Source organism: Gimesia sp. (assembly GCF_048260065.1).
GTDB lineage: Bacteria > Planctomycetota > Planctomycetia > Planctomycetales > Planctomycetaceae > Gimesia.
The window spans coordinates 39741-59182 of sequence record NZ_JBLXHC010000020.1 but is presented as its reverse complement, the minus strand read 5'-3'; the positions used below and the strand labels follow the sequence as shown (position 1 = coordinate 59182).

21 protein-coding genes are annotated in these 19442 nt (G+C 49.6%); 7 read left to right on the top strand and 14 right to left on the bottom strand.

Going from position 1 to position 19442, the window contains the following annotated elements; all coding sequences use genetic code 11:
• Window positions 1–199 precede the first annotated feature (199 nt).
• Complete coding sequence (locus ACN0YN_RS27040) at window positions 200–829, top strand: hypothetical protein (protein ID WP_417388087.1); 630 nt, start codon at window positions 200–202, stop codon at window positions 827–829.
• Window positions 830–1181: 352 nt separating this feature from the next.
• Complete coding sequence (locus ACN0YN_RS27035; protein ID WP_417388086.1) at window positions 1182–1466, top strand: hypothetical protein; 285 nt, start codon at window positions 1182–1184, stop codon at window positions 1464–1466.
• 486 nt (window positions 1467–1952) lie between these two features.
• Here ACN0YN_RS27035 and ACN0YN_RS27030 read toward each other — a convergent pair whose 3' ends face one another.
• Complete coding sequence (locus tag ACN0YN_RS27030; protein ID WP_417388085.1) at window positions 1953–3248, bottom strand: hypothetical protein; 1296 nt, start codon at window positions 3246–3248, stop codon at window positions 1953–1955.
• A gap of 380 nt (window positions 3249–3628) precedes the next feature.
• Here ACN0YN_RS27030 and ACN0YN_RS27025 point away from each other — a divergent pair, with 380 nt between their 5' ends.
• Both ACN0YN_RS27025 and ACN0YN_RS27020 read left to right on the top strand, forming a co-directional pair.
• Complete coding sequence (locus tag ACN0YN_RS27025; RefSeq protein WP_417388084.1) at window positions 3629–4489, top strand: hypothetical protein; 861 nt, start codon at window positions 3629–3631, stop codon at window positions 4487–4489.
• Window positions 4490–4670: 181 nt separating this feature from the next.
• Window positions 4671–5405: a DUF434 domain-containing protein gene (locus ACN0YN_RS27020; protein ID WP_417388083.1), complete on the top strand. Its 735-nt coding sequence runs from the start codon at window positions 4671–4673 to the stop codon at window positions 5403–5405.
• A 203-nt stretch (window positions 5406–5608) separates the two neighbouring features.
• On the opposite strand, the gene ACN0YN_RS27015 is transcribed toward ACN0YN_RS27020, so the two are convergent.
• The 4 genes from ACN0YN_RS27015 to ACN0YN_RS27000 all read right to left on the bottom strand — a co-directional run bounded on the left by ACN0YN_RS27015 (window position 5609) and on the right by ACN0YN_RS27000 (window position 7915).
• Window positions 5609–6070 carry a DUF1348 family protein gene (locus ACN0YN_RS27015; protein WP_417388082.1) on the bottom strand — a complete coding sequence of 154 codons (462 nt, stop codon included), beginning with the start codon at window positions 6068–6070 and terminating at the stop codon, window positions 5609–5611.
• A 295-nt stretch (window positions 6071–6365) separates the two neighbouring features.
• Complete coding sequence (locus ACN0YN_RS27010) at window positions 6366–6596, bottom strand: hypothetical protein (RefSeq protein WP_417388081.1); 231 nt, start codon at window positions 6594–6596, stop codon at window positions 6366–6368.
• A 50-nt stretch (window positions 6597–6646) separates the two neighbouring features.
• Window positions 6647–7132, bottom strand: a complete 486-nt coding sequence (locus tag ACN0YN_RS27005) for a hypothetical protein (RefSeq protein WP_417388080.1) — start codon at window positions 7130–7132, stop codon at window positions 6647–6649.
• A gap of 171 nt (window positions 7133–7303) precedes the next feature.
• Window positions 7304–7915 (bottom strand): DUF3592 domain-containing protein, encoded by a 612-nt coding sequence (locus tag ACN0YN_RS27000; protein WP_417388079.1) that lies wholly within the window; start codon window positions 7913–7915, stop codon window positions 7304–7306.
• A 516-nt stretch (window positions 7916–8431) separates the two neighbouring features.
• On the opposite strand from ACN0YN_RS27000, the gene ACN0YN_RS26995 reads away from it, so the two are divergent.
• A complete protein-coding gene (locus ACN0YN_RS26995; RefSeq protein WP_417388078.1) occupies window positions 8432–9139 on the top strand; it encodes a hypothetical protein in 708 nt (235 codons plus the stop codon).
• 701 nt (window positions 9140–9840) lie between these two features.
• Here the strand turns inward: ACN0YN_RS26995 and ACN0YN_RS26990 are convergent.
• The 8 genes from ACN0YN_RS26990 to ACN0YN_RS26955 form a co-directional block, all read right to left on the bottom strand.
• On the bottom strand, window positions 9841–10563 hold the full coding sequence (locus ACN0YN_RS26990) for a hypothetical protein (protein ID WP_417388077.1): 723 nt from the start codon (window positions 10561–10563) through the stop codon (window positions 9841–9843).
• 173 nt (window positions 10564–10736) lie between these two features.
• Window positions 10737–11204 (bottom strand): Hint domain-containing protein, encoded by a 468-nt coding sequence (locus tag ACN0YN_RS26985; RefSeq protein WP_417388076.1) that lies wholly within the window; start codon window positions 11202–11204, stop codon window positions 10737–10739.
• A 212-nt stretch (window positions 11205–11416) separates the two neighbouring features.
• Window positions 11417–11689: a hypothetical protein gene (locus tag ACN0YN_RS26980; protein ID WP_417388075.1), complete on the bottom strand. Its 273-nt coding sequence runs from the start codon at window positions 11687–11689 to the stop codon at window positions 11417–11419.
• A gap of 220 nt (window positions 11690–11909) precedes the next feature.
• Window positions 11910–12398 carry a Hint domain-containing protein gene (locus ACN0YN_RS26975; protein ID WP_417388074.1) on the bottom strand — a complete coding sequence of 163 codons (489 nt, stop codon included), beginning with the start codon at window positions 12396–12398 and terminating at the stop codon, window positions 11910–11912.
• On the bottom strand, window positions 12399–12899 hold the full coding sequence (locus tag ACN0YN_RS26970; protein WP_417388073.1) for a hypothetical protein: 501 nt from the start codon (window positions 12897–12899) through the stop codon (window positions 12399–12401).
• 101 nt (window positions 12900–13000) lie between these two features.
• Entirely contained in the window at window positions 13001–13288 is a 288-nt protein-coding gene (locus ACN0YN_RS26965; RefSeq protein WP_417388072.1) for a hypothetical protein, read from the bottom strand.
• Between the two features lie 153 nt (window positions 13289–13441).
• Window positions 13442–13918 (bottom strand): SitI3 family protein, encoded by a 477-nt coding sequence (locus ACN0YN_RS26960; protein WP_417388071.1) that lies wholly within the window; start codon window positions 13916–13918, stop codon window positions 13442–13444.
• A gap of 453 nt (window positions 13919–14371) precedes the next feature.
• Window positions 14372–15103, bottom strand: a complete 732-nt coding sequence (locus ACN0YN_RS26955) for a hypothetical protein (protein WP_417388070.1) — start codon at window positions 15101–15103, stop codon at window positions 14372–14374.
• Window positions 15104–16186: 1083 nt separating this feature from the next.
• On the opposite strand from ACN0YN_RS26955, the gene ACN0YN_RS26950 reads away from it, so the two are divergent.
• On the top strand, window positions 16187–18007 hold the full coding sequence (locus ACN0YN_RS26950) for a GspE/PulE family protein (RefSeq protein ID WP_417388069.1): 1821 nt from the start codon (window positions 16187–16189) through the stop codon (window positions 18005–18007).
• 89 nt (window positions 18008–18096) lie between these two features.
• Window positions 18097–18759 (top strand): CvpA family protein, encoded by a 663-nt coding sequence (locus ACN0YN_RS26945; protein ID WP_417388068.1) that lies wholly within the window; start codon window positions 18097–18099, stop codon window positions 18757–18759.
• A 24-nt stretch (window positions 18760–18783) separates the two neighbouring features.
• Here the strand turns inward: ACN0YN_RS26945 and rdgB are convergent, their stop codons facing one another.
• Window positions 18784–19404 (bottom strand): RdgB/HAM1 family non-canonical purine NTP pyrophosphatase, encoded by a 621-nt coding sequence (gene rdgB / locus ACN0YN_RS26940; RefSeq protein WP_417388067.1) that lies wholly within the window; start codon window positions 19402–19404, stop codon window positions 18784–18786.
• Between the last annotated feature and the right edge of the window lie 38 nt (window positions 19405–19442).

Here is a 19442-nt window from a genome sequence, read left to right as displayed (position 1 = left end):
TTCTCCAGGTCCATTTGAACGAGTACATTAGATTGACAGGCGATATGGTTAAATGTGATGCGCTCTGGATTTGTGATTGTGTCCCGGGCTGATAAAGGGGAGAAGTTTCGAGTTTCTTGCCATTGGCAATGACGCATTCTAATCAAGCAGCGCAATCTGGCCTGCATTCGATGGATTTAATCTTCAGGGGTTGCCACATATGGACTATGAAATCATCGATCGCGCGCTGGGGCGGGGTGGTCAGCCACCGGAGCCCCTGGAGACGGGGGTTACACCAGCCGAGCGTGATGCACTGCTCGCAGAAGCATTGTGTTTTCCCGAGCGCGCCTTGCCAGCCGGGGAACTGGCTGACTGGGCGATCGTTCTGATGGATCTCGGAAAACAGCCGGCGGTGCTGGCTGCGGTGGCTGTGCTGGAGGTCGCCCTGAGTGAGACGCCTGCGGAACGTGCTGATGTTGAGTTTGTCGAGAGGGTGCTGACAGAGTTACACATCTGGCTGGAGAGTTCACAGTCGGTCGATGACTTGCGGCGCCTGGGCGATCTGTGGTGGAGCCTGACTCGCAACCCACCTGCGTCAGCTCATACGTCACTGGGAGATGCTGCCTGCATGGCCTGGTATCTGGCGGGGTATGACCCCGAAGGCTGGGACAATCCACCGGAGGAGCCTGAGGAACTGCGCGACTGGCTGGCGGAAGCGGCTGAAAATGTGATGGCGATTGTGGATGTCTTCAGCCTGGTACAACAGGCTGTGGGACCGGAGCAGGATGAACTACTCGTCAAAAGTGTACGTCGTGCGGTGGGGCACTGGCGTGAGATGGACTCGATGTGATGTGCTGAGCATCAGAGACACGTTGATCTGGATTTGACTGGGGGAGTCATCTATTCTGTGGGCTGGGAAGTTCTTAACAGATTCTTTCACCGTAGACTCGGATTTCCTGTGCGATGAACAGAGTAGACTCGACCTGGTGCTGGCTGCGGTTGGCGGCTTCAGTGACGCTGTGTTCAACGTGGTGACGTGGTTTCCGGGTACCAGCGCCAGCCGCTTTTTTCGTTTGTCTGCTTTGTTGATAATGCTTTCGTCAATATTCTCTTGACAATTCGCGATTCGTTCAACGAATATATACTAATGTTACCCTTGATGGGTTTTGCCGAACTCAAGCAGTGAATTTCAGGTTCTCATAATGTTCGAAACTCTGTTTGCGACTTCGATTCTGGTTTCCCTCATCGCCGTGCCGTTGGTTTTATGGCTGGGCGGGCGAAAAGTGCATGACGTATTCCCTGTTCACGGCAAGTGGTCGATTTTATTGAGTTGTGTTCTGGCTTTGAACGTGGTCGCGGCGATCGTACATTTGGGTTTCGGAGCGCGCGTTTCAGGCGTCAACGCACTTTATTGTGGGGGGATGCTGTTCCTCGCATTCATCTGGGCTCGAACGCTCGCGCTACTCTCTCATCAAACTGCCCCCTGATCAGGCGCTGGATACGTCGCCGCGGAGGCCTGCTGTGAGTAATCCAATTCCGACACCAGCAACACACAGCGCTGACGGACATGCATTGGCAAGGCCATCACGACTGTGGCGATTTTTACGGTCGGTGGTTGTTGCCGTTCTTGTGTGGTGTTGCTTCGTTGCTCTGGGGGCGATCATGGGGGGGATACTCAGTTGCTACACGGGCAAAGTTGAAGAAATTCCGAAATGGAATGGATGGTCGTATTTCATGTTTTCAGTGAAGGAATTCACTTCGTTTGGCGCAGTTCTTTCTTTTCCGTTTGTGATGCTTGCGTTTGCAGTTTCCTGGTTTACATCGGGGGCGAACAAAGAAATCTGATTGGAAAGATGCTGACAATATGCAGTCTTATCTGGAAGGAAACAGAACATTTCGTGCTGTTGACAGCGTGAAGAATGACCCTCTGGAATTATGAGCCAACTCTGCTGATTTGCGGGCAGAGAATGATTTCATTTTTGCGGGCCGGAAAAGAGGGCTTTTTCTTCTTCCTCCTGCACGATGATTTTCGGGCGGATTAACAGGAAACTGCGGGTCTGCTCGGCGCTGGTATTCTTGAACACTTTCGCATCGGTTTTTTTATCCGTGACAGGGACTCCTGTCTGGTTCGCTTTCTGCTGGACGAGTTCGATGAGGATCGTCTGGTGATCGGGAACCGTATTCACGCAGGTCCACATGGCGGCAGCAGACGATTGGGGGTTGCTGACCCGCAGGTTGAGACGGACGTCACGGCGGTCTGCGGAAATGACCGGCTGGATATAGCAGGGGTGCTGCAGCGGGTGCTGTTTGCCGCCGGTGGTGTAGTTCGTCACGCCAGCCGTCTGTGCATTGAGCAGGGTGACCTGGGGCGCCTGGATCAGATTTGTCCGGGCTTTGCTTTGTGCCTCGTTCAACAGCAGGGCCACTTCTTTGTCTGTGAGGATGATGCCTCCGAGGGGGCCGTTGTTCTGTGGCTGCGGACGGGCGGTTTTCTGCTTGTCGAGATCGAAATCGAGGCCGATCTGTTCCCAGAAGTCCTCTGGTACGTTTTCGAGAAAATGCATTTCCAGCGAAACCTGGCAGTCCTGGAGTCGGCGGAGTCGAGTTAACAGGTCCTCGATTCGCTGATGCGTCTGTGAGGTCTGGCGGATGACGAGACTCTGCGAGGCCGCATGCGGGCGAATTGAGCCATTGCCGCCGACGGTCTCCCAGCTGTCGGGGTCTACCGTCGACTGGATGAGGTCGATGAGCGATTCGAAATCGATTGCAGGCGTGTTTGCTGCGGACGCTGTTTCGTCAGCAGGCACCGGACCGGCGAGGGGAATGGGAACCGCTAAATCGGCAACCGGATAGCTCGCGACGTACGGCTTTCCCAGGGAGCGTGTGCGGCTGGTGATGACGACGACTTCGTCTCTCATGACATACGCGAGGTCCAGAGGTTCCAGCAATAGATTGAGAACACTCTTCGACTTAATGCCTTTGACTTCGATGGTGACGGGAGTCCTGGGGGTCAAGCCGACCTCCTCCAGTCCGAAGGAATCGAGGAAGAGGTTAATGCCGCTCCGCCGGGAGATTTCTCTTAACACTTCGGACAGAGGCATTTCTTCCATCGTCAGTGAAATCGGTTGCTGGAGTGCTTTCCAGGTCTTCAATTCGAGGGGAGAGGTATTCGCCGGTGGTTTTGCGTTCGAGGAATCTGCTGCGTCGACCAGGGAAAAGGCGGCGCTCAGGGTGAGCATCCAGAGAGTGAGAGGTAAGAAATGTCGCATGCTTTGCTTCCTTTCACGACTGGGCGGCCCCAGTTCGATGTAATCCATTCTGTTCCCAGCGGGTCGGTCTGACGGACCCGCGACAGGCCTGCGTGTGGCTCTGACAGCAGCGGCGAATCGCATCCACTTGCCCTCAATGGACTTGGATGATTGCCCTGTTTCGTCCGGCAATGAACTGCTATTGTTTAATCACAATTGTTTACTACCAGAGCCTCGGCACTCTACCCGCAGTGCCGGAAATCTGTCAAGAGGAACCAGAGTCATACCCGCTGTCAGGGCCGTGAAGGGGACGATTATGTAAACGGTTTTGATGGGCATTGGGGTTTCCTATGGTCCTGTCATAAAATGAGATCACTTTTATTTTGACGCGGGATAGTGAAATGAAGAACTTAATTTGTTTTGGTTTTTTTAGGGAAACGGTTCCGCAACTGCGACACAAACTTGCCAGTATCAAAACAGCCGAGTTCCTGGACTCGCCACATCCTTTGAAATACCTGATTCTGCGGTATCTTGAGGAGGGAAAAGAGTGGGGTTTGTCCTCAGGACATGAGATTTACGATCCGTTTACCACCCCTCCTACCGATCAGACTTTTGTTTCTATTAAGAAGACCGATGGAACCTGGATCTGGCCTGACCTGATTACTTATTTTGTTGACAAGTACGATTTCGCTGTGCCAGACGAGTTCATGCAGAAGATGCGAATGCATGGTTTTCGCGTTCCGGAGGTCACTCTGGAAGCGCCAGATGATTCGCAATTTTTACCTGAGAATTGCAATGTCGTACAGAACACTACGCCGGAAGATGTTGAAGATCTTCAAAGGGCGGAAGCCTTTCAAGACCGTTTTCCCGAGATTGCAGACGAACTGTCGGAACTGTTTGCGGAGTGTGCCACGTTTGAACAATTCTGTGAAACCTGCAGCGCGAACATTGGTAAGATCGTTGAACTACTCGAGCTCGATTCACTTGGTGACTATGCTCGATATTGTGTATCCAGTCTTCTTGAGAATTCACCCATACCGCCAAAATATGTGGGTTTGAATGGTGCAGTAGCGACTCAAGAAGAAATCGAAGAATCCCGAACAAAGTCATTTCTGTTTTGGATGCCGACTGTGGACAAATTTCCGATGAGCTGGAGCGAGGAAAAAGTGGTCTGGCTGGAACGACACGAAACTGAGTGGTGTATGAACATCGAAACCTGGAAGGAATCAGCCGCACGATACTACAGGGAAATGCGATTGTGACAGGCAGCAGTCTGTTTCAGAGTCTTCAGATTGAAGAGGGAGTCGTCACTGTGGTCGTTGTATTTTACGGAGTGTGAGTGTGGCAACTGCTTGCCGTGATCACGATTTTGTGTCTCGTCATCACAGACCGATGCTGTTCTCTCCATGCGAATTCTGTCACAATAAGAGCCGGAGGAAAACTATGCCCGACCGGCGACAACATCGTGGTGCCCATCCGCAGGATCAGAGCCTGTTTAGTATCAACGCAGAGCCTTTGTTGCGCCAGGCGACCGGGGATCTGAGCTTGTTGCTGACCCGCGGCTATGCGCCCGTCTCAACTTTGAAACTGGTGGGGGACCGCTATGATCTCAATGCGCGACAACGGACTGCTGTGGGGCGTTGTGCCTGTGGTGAAGACGTAGCTGCGCGGCGTGCAGCGCATCAGGTTCAGGCAGAGGACCTCGCGGCGCAGGGATTGTGGATCGATGGTTATAACGTGCTGACATCGCTGGAGGCGGCGTTGTCGGGGGGTGTCATTCTGCAGGCCCGTGATGGCTGCTATCGGGACATGGCCAGTATGCACGGCAGCTATCGCAAGGTGGCCGAGACGATCCCCGCAATTCAGATTCTGGGAGAGTTACTGGCGGAGTGGAAAGTTTCCCGCTGTCGCTGGCTGCTGGATCAGCCGGTCTCCAACAGCGGGCGGTTGAAGACGATGCTGCGGGAAATCAGTGAGCAGCATGGCTGGAACTGGGAGATCGACCTCGTGCCTGATCCTGATCCCGTGTTGAGTGCAGCCGATCAGATTGTGGCTTCCGCTGACAGTCAGATTCTGAACCAGGCCGAACGCTGGTTCAACCTGGCACGCTGCGCTATTGAGACCCGGATTCCCGATGCCTGGGTCGTGGATCTGTCGCGGGTGGGATTGAAGGAATGATACAATTCTTTCAGGGTTTATTTTCGCGCGTTCTCGCTTCCTGGGATTTGTGAGTCTGCCCTGTTTGTTTCCTGTTCGCTGCGCTCACCCCGAATTACATTCGGGGCCATCTATTGATCTGTCGGGAGAGTGAGTGCCGAAAGTTCAATCAACCGTAATCAGGGCCAGACTGAATCTAAATAGCTGACCCTGATTACCATCTCTCAGGCAACCTCCGGAATTCCTGTGTGTTCTGCCGGGCGCGGGGCGGAGGTGGGCCAGTGAAACCGACGCTGATCTTCGGGGATGGGAACATCGTTGATGCTTGCTTCACGGCGGCGCATCAAACCTTCGTCATCAAATTCCCAGAGCTCGTTGCCGTAAGCGCGAAACCATTGACCTGCCGCATCGTGATACTCGTATTGAAAGCGGACGCCGATACGGTTTTCGGAATAACTCCAGAGTGCTTTGACGAGACGGTAATCGAGTTCCCGCTCCCATTTACCAGACAGGAATTCCCGGATCTGGTCACGACCCTGCAGGAACTGATCCCGGTTGCGCCATTTTGAATCCGGGGAATAGGCCAGAGAGACCTTCTCCGGATCCCGGCTGTTCCAGGCATCTTCCGCGGCACGGACCTTGGCGGTGGCGGTTTCGAGTGTGAACGGTGGTTTAAGTGCGGACATGATATTCTCCTTTATGGGCCTGGGTTTGTATTAAACAGACAGGTCTGTTTATATATTCGTAAAAAAGAAAGCGGATGGCCTCATTCAAAAACGTAACAATTTGATTGTACGTTATACTAAAATAATAAGGCTATTATTTCAGATGAAGTTCAACCGGGGCTAACGTCCTGCGGCTAATGGGTCCTTCCTGCAATCGAGCGTCTGAATGATTGAAGTATACCGCTCTGTCTATATGGAGTCAATTCGAATTCGACCGGATCAAGGATGATTTTTCGTTTTTAACAGCGAGATTTATTTACGGTCCCCCGAACGCCTGGTCGTCTTCGCGGAGGTCTTGCAGTGCGCGGTCGACGATGCGGCGGAACTGCTGTTCCAGTTCGTCGACATTGCGTTTGTCCTGAGGGAGCATCATCCAGCACATCTGCAGAGCCTGTCGCACACTCTGATCCACCTGTGCCGGGCTGAAGAACTCGCGCATTTTGTCGAACGACTCTTCGTCATCGGGGTCGAATGTCTGAAACGCCATGGGATTAGATCCTTTCTGTAGTAGTGTGTCGAGTGCTGAAACAGTTGGTATCAGTGGGCGTTCAATTGAGTCTGTGCCTGTTTCAACCAGTTGTTGACCCGTTCTAGATCGCGTTCTGCATGTTTCTGATTGACGGAAAGGACAGGGGCGATGTCGGGTTGATCAGCGTAGTGGATTTCGACCATTTGTAACAGATAAGCAATATCGCTGTTGTGAGCGCTGCGGGCTCGCGCTTCGATCGTTGACAGGGGATACTTTCGTACTTCCCGCTTTTCATCATGGAATAAAGAATGTGTCAGTTCATGCCCGGGTTGAAAGGTTAAGAGATCCTCATCGCTGCGGGGGAATGTGCCTTTTTCATCTGCGTAGGCTAAGATCCACCAGGCCACCTTTCGCAGGTACTCATTACTCGTTTTCACCTCTACCATATAATTAAAACCACTCTGAACCAGCCGAAACGTGTAGAACGACAAGACAGCAGCACAGACGAGAAAGAACACGAGCACCAGTTTTTTTGTTCGGCTGCGAAGGGGCATCAACGGCTCCTGGTGAATCATTCGCGAAAATCGCGCAGTTCGTTTGTGATGAGAAATCTGTTCGGAACCAGAAAAAAATGGTCCCTCCTCATTTTATGTATTTGCGCATGACATGCTACGGCAGATTGAGTTTGTCGCGCTGATGCCTTGCTGCCGGGATGGAAGTTTGCCTTAATCCAGATCACCGGTGTGTCGACGTCGTTTTCGTCTTCTGGTTGGGGGATCGTTACCGGCACTTGCCTTCAGTTGCTTTCGCTTCTTCTTTTTGGTTTTCTGCTTTCGGTCGCGATAAAATGTATAATGATCACGTACGATAAAACCACCCATTAAAACAAAGAGCAAAGGGGCGAATAACCCCAGGGTAACCATCCAGTTTGTACCTGATTCCAAAACAGACCTGGAGGGATCGTCTGGAGAATAAAAGGTCTTGTGTACGGAGCCAACAGGATATTTATTAGCGACCTCTACTGCATGGCTGTAAATAGGAGTGTTAAAGCTGCGCCAGCTGACATTCGAACTGTTGTAGTCCTTGCCGTCCACGGTATAGCGATAGGAAATTTTCGGGTCCCACGATGGTTTGCCTCTCACATCCTCCTTAACGACTTCAGACTTGGTGATCTCAGCATCAGTCTGTGGCCAGGAAGCACTTTGACGTGCCTGATTGAAACTCCTGTATGTCGGCATAATCAGGAAGGGGGCAATCACAACGAAGGATATGCCGACAGCGGTTTTACCAAGAAGAAACCAGTCTGGATCTCCTTCGTGTGGAGAGAACAGGCTCATTTTATTCCCCTGCAAATGTTGCGGATATGAAGGGAGTGAGGGCTTTGAAGGTTGCTGATTCTGGAATGAATGTCTGGTTGAAGCATTACCAGAGACTGACAGCAAAAGCAGTTTAAGTGAATCATGATTCAACCAATTTAAAGCGTGCCTGCTTTTCAATTGATAGGTTATTTGAGAATATAACGATCGAGTGTATCTGAATTCAAGACAGAAGCAGATGATTGGCCTGTTCAACACTGGACCAGGGCATTTTCTAGCTGAGCGTATTGTATTGAAAATACTGAAAACAGGTATGTCCGTGATTTGAGGTATGGGGATGGGCAACTTCAATACTCTTTTACCGAGTATTCGACCAGAACGGGATTTTTGCTACCATGAGAGACACGAAACGACGCGAAAAGAATGTGGTTCGCAGGGAATCGTGAAGTAATATTTATTGGAACTATCTGTATGAACGGACTGTTAGAAATTTTGTTTCGTAACTCGCAGGCTGGGGCGACTCAGGTCGGGTAATTGATGTTTTTGAAAGATGTCTCAATTCATGCAGACAAGGCGATTGTTTCGACTTATAAAGATGGTTTCGTGGGGAAATTTGCGCGGGATGTGACCTGTTGCATCAATCTGTTCCTGCGACTGATTCACCGAAAAATTGAAACGGCTGGAACAGCCAAGCTCGTATTGATGTTTACGGATGACAAGTCGCTGGTCAAAGAACGCCACCATCTGTATCCCGAACAACCGGATGTGCTGATCTTTACGTGGCTGTTTCCCTTTGACAAATATGTTGAGGCATCCGAGCTGAAAAAGAAGCAGATGATATTTTCAGCAATGACTGATTGCATGCTGTATCTTGCCAATCAGTATGAGTGGGATACGCGGCCTTTGAATGAAGCACGGAAACAGGCTGAACAGGCTGATTATCAGTTCAATGGTTACCTGAAACATTCCTGGAGTTCTCCCGATTCCGTGTGGCGAGTGCGAATTTATTATGAATGCGGGCTTGAGTTTATGGAGTTCTCCTGCTGTCTGTTTCGGAATCGATCCAAAACGGAATTGTATCGCAAAAAGATGGGACGTGTTGTGCCTGGGCAAAGGGGATATCGAGTTGAGGAATCGAATGGGAAATGGCTTTCCCAGACTCAATTTGAATTAATCTCACCCACCTTCCAACGCATCGAATGGGTCGTTGATTTCGCCGAGGTCATGGCAGGCAGTGACCAGTAAAGTGATCGCCAGCGGCTGGTTGAGTGATCCGACTGATTTTTGCTACCACGAAAGACACGAAATGACACGAAAAGTGTTTGATTCGGGTAACTGGTTCTGGATCACTGGTGCCAGTCAAAATGGCTGCAGCTTCACTACTGGTGGAGGTACAACCTGGATGAATCGATCAACGGTTCCGGACACCTTTAATTCGTCCTTTTTTACTTCACGGAATCTTAATGTACCTGGTTAAAGAAAAGTAATCAGGCAATCAACGAATCGCATATCATGACAAATTGGGAAGACGAATTACAGGAATACAGTTATCTGTGGGAAGATGATCATTGGGTTATCCTGAGTCGGTATGATCCAGAAATTCAGAGAACGAGATCCCTGATCTTCGACACATCGACGGGGATGGCACTCATCATAGAAAATAATGAGTTAGCTGAGATTCTTAAATCAGAAATGAAAAGACGCGGTTGTCGGGTGATGGATCCGGATTCTTTGGACTTGAACGAATTTTCATTCGATTTCGAGGATCAGGATTCTTGATTTGATCTCGATCATTTATTTAAAGATCAAGCCCCTGATGATCCAGGGAAGAAAGCGTAGAGCAAATCACAGAGGACATGGCACCTTAGATCTTCTTTCGACCGTATTCCCTCATGGCGTCTTTGTGTAGTGACAGGGCTTCAGGAACTATTGTCGAAAAAGTATTTTTACTTTCGCTGAAGTTCATCAAGGGCAGCATCATGAGACATAGACCGAATACGAAACCATTCACGGTCTGCATCTGGTAATGATAATACTGATTGTCGAAATGGATCACATACCTGACTCAGACCCAAACATTGCATTAACAATATCAGATGAGCTGGAGTAGTCTCCTGGGCCAGTCGATCTTCATCTTCTGTAACAGCAACAACTGTCAGAAGGCTAAATTCGCCAGATGAATAGCTAAAGCGAAGATTCATTTCATCCGTCCAGAAATACATGGCGCGAATAGCCCCAATCACATTCAATTCCGTTATTTCATCACTTAAACCCGCCCACATTATGTCTTCTTTATCTTTAAAAAAAACTAGTGGCAGACGGTAGCCAAACCATATATCTCCCTGCTCAAAAAGCCATTGAGTGGTTAGCTGATAAAGAAGGTCTACTGGCCATTCCATTAAATCATATGATCTAACTGAAAACTCCCACGGATATGTCTGTTGATTTTCTTGCTGTAGTTGCGTTATTCCAAGAGTCATTGATAAAAAGTCGTTTCGATCAGCAGTTGGATTAAAGTTCATTGCGCAAGCACCTGGAAGCAAGAATTGCTTCCAGGAAAAAGGAGTAACAGAGTTGGGCGGCTCTGTATCCCCCAAAACTTCCTGGACAGCATCTCTTATTTCATTCCATCTGTCTATCCATGATGAATCTTCCTCTAACTGTGCCATTGTTTTCTTTCTCTAGTGTGATCCAGGGAACGGAATTCGATTCAAAACGTCAGAGTCTACAATGCGTGGCACCGACATCAGTCATGAGCCAATTCCATTCAGGTACCAATAATTCATCTGCCTGTTTGGGGGGTTAAACCTTGGTTTATGTATTGCTGCCGCGCTTTGAGAAGCTACCCCTCAAGTGCTCCTTTACGTGCATTCCACTCCCAGGGTTTCACATGTAAATTTTTAGGATCGGTTGCATGGTAACCTGCAGCTCGTGCACTAATATGATCAACAACAGGTTTTCCTGGGTGCCCTTGTTTATATACTGGACGAGCCAGATCGGAAACTGGATTAAGTACACGCGAATTTGCGACATCATCAGTTGAAGCCGCACCTTTCTTAAGGCATAAGCCACCATTATGGACCAGCACGCCAGAGTCGGCAACAAAGTAGGTGTGTTTGACCTGGACTTCGAGGTTATAGACCGGTTCTGGCGGGCCGCGGGCTGTGATGCTGGTGACGCGGGTGATGCCGTTTAAAGTCTGCAGATGTTCGCCCACGGAGAGACTGTCGGCTCGGACGAAGGCGTCCCGGTCGACGCTCCGGATCGGGTGGTTCGGCGTCGTGCCGATCGGTTTGGATTCCACTTCCACTGAGGTGTCCAGGGTTTGTGCAGCTACGTGCTGGAAGGTCCCGGTGACGATCTGGAAGCCCGGTCCCGGACGGGGCGCGAGGGCAGAAAGTCTTCAATTTGGAGTACTCAAAGTTAAATTAACCATGTGACTGCGCTACACTGACACCGTTGCGCGATCTCAAATCAATAGAACAGTGGCAGTACCATTCAGCCCCGTGCCCTCTTTCTGTCCTAATAGATATCAGTAAGATTTGTAGAAACCCCAGTAAGAATTACGCCACTCATTTGGTTAAAAGTTCGAATTAATTTTCGGTGCAGTTTCTCTGCAGATTTTGAATTATCAAATTCGACTTTCACTTTGATTTTAAGCGATTGAGTTATGATTTCTTTGTCTACCTTCACGACACCTGAAATGGAGTCTAATTTTTCAATTAACTTTTCGATTAGACCTGCTTCTTCATTTTCCGGTTGCCGGACAACGAATTCAAAAATTGTTTCATTCATGGTTGTGTTGTACTCGGGAAGTATTTCATCCCTTGGCTATTTAGGGCTTCAATGATACTTTCCGAACCTTTCCAATATCTTTCGTCATATTTGATATTGTATCCTGGATATTTGTTTTGAAAATATCTTATATAATTCATTCCTTTTTTTAGATGAGACTCGGTTGCCTTTGATGTTATATCAAAAATATTAATATACTTTTCCTTGTGGTTAATTAAGATCAGGTCTGGTTGAACTCCTTCGGCAATCCTTCGATTAACGTAAGCGACTTGAAATTATCTCCAATCTCCTCACCTTCAAACTGACGCCACAATCGCCTGAATCGACGGTCATAGGCACGACCAGTTTTCGTCTCCCATTGAGTAGCAGCGTTTTGAGTGCCTATAGAAGATAAGTCACAATTCGCGCCATTATGTACCAGCACTCCTGAGTCGGCAATAAAGTAGGTGTGTTTGACCTGGACTTCGAGGTTGTATACCGGTTCCGGAGGTCCGCGAGCGGTGATGTTAGTGATACGGGCAATGCCGTTCAGGGTTTGTAGTCTCTCGCCCACGGAGAGACTGTCGGTCCGGACGAAGGCTTCCCGGTCGACGCTCCAGATCGGGTGATTCGGCGTGGTGCCGATTGGAGGTCGGACGCGATATTGATTCATCAAGAAGCAGTCACCCATCAGCATCTTTTCCAGGAGATAACTGAGGGTATTACCCATTCAGGGCTCAATTGGCTGAAGTTCAGACAGCATGGGAATCGTTAAGCTTTCTGAAACTCGAACGACATTAACTCCTCCAGAGCACTCAACCATTTGTCCGGAAAGTTCGCAGTTATTCTTACCAAAGGCGCGCAGACGCTGTCGGGCCCCTACCGTGAGATCGACTCTAATGTCATCACTGACTGGAGTTTTGACACCCGACGAAAAACTGCTGTTGATCTCATTAAACAGTGCCAGTGCTTCCTTGTCGCTTTCCACAACATCAATCTGGCCTGATCCCCCATTAAAGTCTCCATAAAACGCTGGTTCAACAAACAGCACCTCGTTATACCCCATCCAGACACATTCTTCGTCTTGCATGTCTTTGTAAGTCCGTTCGCATGACAATATGACACGCGTCCCGGCAGGGAGGTCAGTATAGTAACTAAACTCAATCACCGGGTGCCCTGCAGCATTCTGTTTTAAAGTCAGACTCAGTTCGAATAGATCGCAGGTGAGCATTGGTCAGATCCTCGGGCAGTCAATTTAAAGTTCCTGTCACGAATGGCAGCTTTATCTGTTCGTATCGGAGATACTAGAAACCGTTTTTAGGTTTGAAACCATCAACAGCTCATTAGGTCAGATTCAACATCTAATAAAAATTTTATCAAGTTGCGAGGGCAGGCAGAGTCAACAAATCTTTCAGCACATGCAAAAGGGGCAATCATTGCTTTCTGATTTGAAATACTATTGAATTTACCAATCACATAACGAAGAAAATAACACGTATCTGGAATTTCATTCAAGTACCAACCCCCGCCATATTTCTGTACAAACCACTCACCAATAAAATAACCAATGCGAGTAATGATCCAAGTTCGGTCTTCTTTTCCGATATGTTGATTCTCCATAAATTGACTTATTGATGGAAGAAAAGTGTCTGCTTCAACTAATACCGACATCATCCCGTTTGAGTGCGAATTCTGGTCATCTCATAAGTAGGATATGAATTCAGTTAATTCTATTCCGAGATGAACAACCTCAGTGATTTGCGGGGCACAATACTAGAGGCTTGGAAGAGCTTCGCTCGTATGTGGTATTGTCAGGGCAGCTTCGTTTCGACTATTCCAGAAGTCATATGATTCATCGATGATGAGTTTTTGATCCTTACGCATCAGTATGACGAATTCACCTAAAAAAAGCATGACAAGATCACCTGATTCACTTTGCAAAATTTCGCAAACAATGGATACAATCATTTCAGAGTCATCAGACATACTCGTAAATAGGGAACCAGGAGATATCAATATAAATCGATTGACTTTTACATCTAATTCCAATGCATAAAAGTCTTGAATTGACTCCTGCACCTCTTGAATATCTAAGACTAGGTTATTCTTTAGCAATGTAATTGTCTTTACTGTGGGGGATCTTCCGCAGTGAGTAGGATCCATACTGAATCCAAAGTGGTCGACTATCTTGCTTGCAATTGAATCTATCGAAGAGCTTGACCAAAAATTTATCGCATAGGTCATACTCATATTTTACCCCATTATGGCCAAAGTTTAAGGATGTTTCCTCTTTCATCAATAACAATCATTTCATCTAATCCGGGCATATGCCAGTCAGTAAATTGTTTTTTCAAATCAGAATATGACACAGAAGAAGTTCTCAAGTCAAGAACGATTAGTGATGCTTGGTGGGGTAAAAGGTGTCCGGGACTGAAAATGGTTGTGGTTCATTACTCAGACCAGATAATCAGTAAATGTTTCTGTCTCAGTCAGTCAGTTTCGGGAGCTGGTTTTCGCGACACAACATAGGTATGAGATCAATCCTGCAGCGGACAGGTGGGTGATCTGGAAACTGTTTGTGCGATTTCTCTGATGGTTTCCTGTTGTCTGCGACAACCCCGGATTTCATCCGGGGGCACCCTTTGTTTTTTATTCGTCTGATAAAGTCGGCCGCGGTTTCTGCAGACTGGGAGACAGCCGGGGCTAAGGCCCTGCGGCTGATCTGGCAGGTTCGAGGGATACTAACACTTCTCCCCCATTTTTACTTTCGTGTGGTTTCGTGTTTTTCGTGGTAGAAAAATCGATTTCGAGCGGTTCATCGGTTCCCATCGTGGTGTGAAACTGGTTTGTACCTCGCCAGGCGGGCGGACACATGGGTCGCGCCCCTACGATCAGGCAGGTTGGTGATCGGAAACCTAGTTGGGTGATTTCTCTGACTGTTTCCTGTTGTCTACGACAACCCCGGATTTCATCCGGGGGCACCCTTTGTTTTTTATTCGTCTTATAAAGTCGGCCGCGGTTCCTGCAGGTTGGGAGACAACCGGGGCTAAGTCTCTGCGGCTGATCTGGCAGGTTCGATGGGTAATAACACTTCCCCCCCCCATTTTTACTTTCGTGTGGTTTCGTGTTTTTCGTGGTAGAAAAATCGATTTCGAGCGGTTCATTGGTTCCCATCGTGGTGTGAAACGGGTTTGTACCTCGCCAGGCGGGCGGACACATGGGTCGTGCCCCTACGATCAGGCTGGTTGGTGATCTGGAAACTGCTTGTGCGATTTCTCTGACAGTTTCCTGTTGTCTGCGACAACCCCGGATTTTATCCGGGGGCACCCTTTCTTTTTCGTTCGTCTTATCAAAGTCAGTTGCGGTTTCTGCAGGCTGGGAGACAACCGGGGCTAAGGCCCTGCGGCTAATGGGGAGCGTTTTATAGGATATCACTCTGACTCCCTGATGATGCTGTTTTTGATCTTCAGTCGTTCGGGATTTTCATCTGGGGGGGTGGGGTGCGCATCTTTTATAATGCTTCGTGGACGGTGAACGGTGATTTGCTCACCATCACTGTTGGACGAGCCAGCACTGCCACCCGAACGAACCAGAAGTGAAAGCTGGACGAGCTAGAATTGCCAGTCGGCGTCTTTCTCATTCGTGGTGAAGCGAGTGAGGAGATTTGAACACAGTCACTGTTGGACGAGCCAGCAGAGGCACATAGCCGACGCGCCAACAGTGCCACCAGGGCACTTGCTTTTTTCGTTTTTTGCTACCACGAAAAACACGAAGACTTACGAAAGTTTGATGTGAATTTTCAGAATAAGGGATGAGGTAGAGTGATGGATTGTTTCTCTCGTTTACTTGCTGATGGATTTTTTGAGGAAGCTGATACCAGGTTCCGTCTGGTGTCATTGTGCGCGGGATTATTTTCTGCAGTGGCGTGGGGGTGTCAAGGGGGGATGAACAGAATCGGGTGGCGATACCGGTTGACAGGGGGCGGACAGACTGCGATGCCGGGGCGGTTCTGGGGTGATGAACGCCGATGTGTGGCGACCCACACGGGTACTTTACGAACTGGTGCGGTTTCAGGCAGTGCAAATCTGGAAAAAAGGGGCTCATTTATAGTGAAGACCGGGAACAAATGCGTGGTGTTTCAGTGTCTGTAAAACTGAGCACGCGCGCGACCCAAAACAACGCTTATCGCCGGCGGCGCGGCGGCGTCAAGTTCAGAATCCTCAGTATGACTTTGTGAAACCCCCTGTTCGGTGCGGAATTTACACTTTCCCTTTCGGGGCACTTACCGTTAAGATGTGTAGTATATACTTGTATTGTTTGAGCCGAAACAAAAGGCATAGTTCGTACAAACCGCCAGGGAAAAGGGGTTTCAGAGGGAGAAATTCCGAGAATGCCGTTTCTTCCGCGACTGTAATCGTTTAAATTCAACTCCTTACATCATCAGATTTTATATTGATCTTTGACCGGAATCCCGGTCGACCTGATTTGAGTATCAGCCCAATTTTGAGGAACAACAGCGTGAAATCTATCTGGGCGTATCTGTTCGTCTTGCTTTGTGTGGTGCTGTGTTTGACGGAACTTCCTGCGCAGACCGATCAGAATGGTGGCGGCGGTAATCAGGACCAGGCTCCGCGGACGGCCACCGTTGCTGCTGCACAGGGGAAGTATCCTCCTCTGCCGGTTCCCTTTTTTCGGGGGAACGACCCGCGGTATGTGAACATGCAGGGCTTTTATTTCAGCCTGTGGAAGTTCGTGCTTGTCATACTGGTGTTTCTGCTGTGGGCGAAAACATCGTACTGGGTGGATGACGACAGCCGCAGCTTGAAATGCAATACCGAATTCTGGAGTTCACTGATTCTGGTTGTGGGAGGGCTGGGTTTTCTGCTGACATTCTGCATGCCCAGTTTTGCCTTCGGGTTTGTGGTGCTGGCGCTGAGTTATGGAGCGCCGCTGGGTTTTTATATTCGTGAACGAAACGGGAAAGTTCCTGCTTCCAGCCGGGTAATGACTCCTCAGCACATTCGGAATATGACTCTGCGCTATCTGTCTCAAATGGGGATTCGCGTTGGTGGTAAAAAGACCCAGCAGGCGGCGATGGGACCTGAGATCCGGTTTATTGGCCGGTCTGCCACCGGTCGTGGCGATGACCCGGCCAGTTCGCGACGTGTGGAAAATTCGCGTGGGTTTCTGGCTGCGAAAGAACTGATTTACGATGCCATCATGCGTCGCGCGACGGACGTGCATCTGGAGCCAAAAGAAGATGAGTTTGGCATCCGTCTGCGTATCGACGGGGTAATGTACCCCACCGAAGGTTTTGACCGGGGCGTTGGTGAAGCCGTGCTGAACATCTTCAAGGTGCTGGGGGCGATGGATATTACCGAGAAACGGCGTCCCCAGGACGGGAGTTTCCGGGCGATCATGCCTGACCGCGAGATTGACTTTCGTCTGGCCAGTCAGGGAACGCGTCATGGTGAAAAGATGAGTTTGCGTATTCTGGATCAGACGAACTCCATCGCCTCGCTGGCCGAACTGGGAATCCGCAAGCAACTGGTCGACAAGATGTGTGCCATCGTCAAACAGCCTCACGGTCTGTTTTTATGCTGCGGTCCAACCGGTGCCGGTAAATCGACGACATTGTTTGCCGCTTTGCATGAGATCGACCCTTACCAGCGCAACATTATTACGATTGAAGATCCGGTCGAATACCGGATTGAAAACGTGTCACAGATTGAGATCAACCAGAAAGCGGGGCAGACCTTTGCAGAATCGTTAAGAAGTATTCTGCGTCAGGACCCGGACGTGGTGATGATCGGGGAAATTCGTGATGCGGAAACCGCGCGGATTGCCTGCCAGGCGGCGAATACCGGGCATATGGTGTTTTCGACGGTTCACGCGAATGACACGTTTACAGCCTTGTATCGTTTGATTGACCTGGAAGTGGAACCGTTCATGCTGGCCAGTTCCCTGTCGGCATTACTGGCGCAGCGTTTGGCGCGGCGGCTGTGTCCTGACTGTAAAGAAGAGTATCAGCCGAATCCGGAGTTTCTGAAGAAGGCCAACCTGCCACCCGATAAAGTGAAGTCCTTTTACCGCCAGCCGAAAAATCCGGAAGGGGTCTGCCCGACCTGTGGCGGCCTGGGTTACAAGGGGCGTATCAGTGTGGTCGAGCTGCTTGATTTTAACGAGCGGATGCGGGATATGATTCGGGATACCGCCAATATTTCCCAGTTGAAAGCACAGGCCCGGAAGAACGGGATGTTGTATATGAAAGAAGAAGGTTTGAGGCTCGTCGTGAAAGGGATTACTTCCATTGACGAATTACTGCGGGTCGTGAAGTAAGCAACAGCGAAAAAGTATTTCAGCGTGCAGTCGCATTCATCAATAACATTATCAATTGAAATCATCGTTATTCATTCTGGACTTCAAACATGATCGACATCTTACTGCTGGCTATTTTGGGGATCGTGACCTGGTCTGTTGCCAGTGAAGGCGCCTGGGGAGCCGGTTTTATCTTTGTCTCAGTCCTGCTGGCAGGTCTGCTGGCGATGAACTTTTTTGAGCCCCTGGCGACGTTTCTGACCAACAGTATTGCGAACTCCAGTGCCTGGCAGATGCGCTGGGACTGCATCTCTTTAATCGGGTTATTTGTGGGCTTCATTTTTCTGTTTCGTGAAATTACCGTCCGGATTGCGCCCGCCTACATGCACGTGCATCCGCTGGTTCACGAAGTGGCCCGCTGGGGATTTGCTGCGATGACCGGTTATGTTGCGATGGCTTTTCTGCTGACGGCATTACACACCTCACCATTGCCTCGCGAGTTTGCCGGTTTTACTCCGGAACGTAAAAACTTTTTTGGGGTGCTGGCACCGGATCGGGAATGGCTGGGATTCACGCAGTATGTTTCTGAAAAGTCCATGCGAAAAGGGGCACTGGGGCATATGTTCGACGGGCCGGAATATTCTTTCCCCAATCAGGAGAACAGAATCTGGCCTTCGTTCCCGATTCGCTATGCGACCCGGCGAGACTCTGGAGTGGGGATGGGAGCTGCGGCGAAACCATTGTCCGAAGATAAAGCAGATCGTTCATTCTGAAGCAGATCGTCCGGGAAGCCGGCTTTAACTCTTCTGATTTTGAAACAGCCGAACCAGCTGCGGGATGAAACGTTCGAAGGCACGTGCACGGTGGCTGAGATGCTGTTTGACAATCGGCGCCAGTTCTCCAAATGTCTTATGCAGTTCGATGATTTCGAAATAGGGATCGTAGCCGAACCCGTTCTGTCCGCGGGGGGCTTCCGTCATCCGTCCCCGGCAGCGGGCTTCGACCTGCAGGCAGATTTCACCTGAGGGATCTGAGAGCGCGACGTTGCAGACATAGGCGGCGGTTCGTTTTTCCCGGGGAACGCCACTCAGTTCCTGCAGCATCTTTTCGTTGTTCTTTTCATCGGTTGCATTCTCGCCACTGAAGCGGGCGGAATAGATTCCCGGAGCACCATCGAGGGCATCGATCATGAGTCCGCTGTCTTCACCGATCGTCCAGTGTGAGAGGGTGCGCGCGGTCTGCGCAGCTTTTTTAGCCGCGTTTTCACCGAAGGTGCTGCCGTCTTCGACGACTTCTTCTGCTTCCGGGAAATCGGCAACGCTCTGCACCTGAATACCATGCGGGGCCAGAAGCTCGGAAATTTCCCCTGCTTTTTTCTGATTACGACTGGCGAGAACGATGATGGGATATTGAGACATGCAACTGTTTTCAAAAGAGAGATCAAGCGAAGGCGACG

Coding starts and splice junctions, on each gene's coding strand:
- ACN0YN_RS27030 (WP_417388085.1), bottom strand. CDS start 3,248: ATGCGACATTTCTTACCTCTCACTCTCTGGATGCTCACCCTGAGCGCC.
- ACN0YN_RS26945 (WP_417388068.1), top strand. CDS start 18,097: ATGATCGACATCTTACTGCTGGCTATTTTGGGGATCGTGACCTGGTCT.
- ACN0YN_RS26975 (WP_417388074.1), bottom strand. CDS start 12,398: ATGGGTAATACCCTCAGTTATCTCCTGGAAAAGATGCTGATGGGTGAC.
- ACN0YN_RS27015 (WP_417388082.1), bottom strand. CDS start 6,070: ATGTCCGCACTTAAACCACCGTTCACACTCGAAACCGCCACCGCCAAG.
- ACN0YN_RS27025 (WP_417388084.1), top strand. CDS start 3,629: ATGAAGAACTTAATTTGTTTTGGTTTTTTTAGGGAAACGGTTCCGCAA.
- ACN0YN_RS26980 (WP_417388075.1), bottom strand. CDS start 11,689: ATGAATGAAACAATTTTTGAATTCGTTGTCCGGCAACCGGAAAATGAA.
- ACN0YN_RS26965 (WP_417388072.1), bottom strand. CDS start 13,288: ATGGAGAATCAACATATCGGAAAAGAAGACCGAACTTGGATCATTACT.
- ACN0YN_RS27020 (WP_417388083.1), top strand. CDS start 4,671: ATGCCCGACCGGCGACAACATCGTGGTGCCCATCCGCAGGATCAGAGC.
- ACN0YN_RS27000 (WP_417388079.1), bottom strand. CDS start 7,915: ATGAGCCTGTTCTCTCCACACGAAGGAGATCCAGACTGGTTTCTTCTT.
- ACN0YN_RS27035 (WP_417388086.1), top strand. CDS start 1,182: ATGTTCGAAACTCTGTTTGCGACTTCGATTCTGGTTTCCCTCATCGCC.
- ACN0YN_RS26970 (WP_417388073.1), bottom strand. CDS start 12,899: ATGCTCACCTGCGATCTATTCGAACTGAGTCTGACTTTAAAACAGAAT.
- rdgB (WP_417388067.1), bottom strand. CDS start 19,404: ATGTCTCAATATCCCATCATCGTTCTCGCCAGTCGTAATCAGAAAAAA.
- ACN0YN_RS26990 (WP_417388077.1), bottom strand. CDS start 10,563: ATGGCACAGTTAGAGGAAGATTCATCATGGATAGACAGATGGAATGAA.
- ACN0YN_RS27040 (WP_417388087.1), top strand. CDS start 200: ATGGACTATGAAATCATCGATCGCGCGCTGGGGCGGGGTGGTCAGCCA.
- ACN0YN_RS26995 (WP_417388078.1), top strand. CDS start 8,432: ATGTTTTTGAAAGATGTCTCAATTCATGCAGACAAGGCGATTGTTTCG.
- ACN0YN_RS26960 (WP_417388071.1), bottom strand. CDS start 13,918: ATGAGTATGACCTATGCGATAAATTTTTGGTCAAGCTCTTCGATAGAT.
- ACN0YN_RS27005 (WP_417388080.1), bottom strand. CDS start 7,132: ATGCCCCTTCGCAGCCGAACAAAAAAACTGGTGCTCGTGTTCTTTCTC.
- ACN0YN_RS27010 (WP_417388081.1), bottom strand. CDS start 6,596: ATGGCGTTTCAGACATTCGACCCCGATGACGAAGAGTCGTTCGACAAA.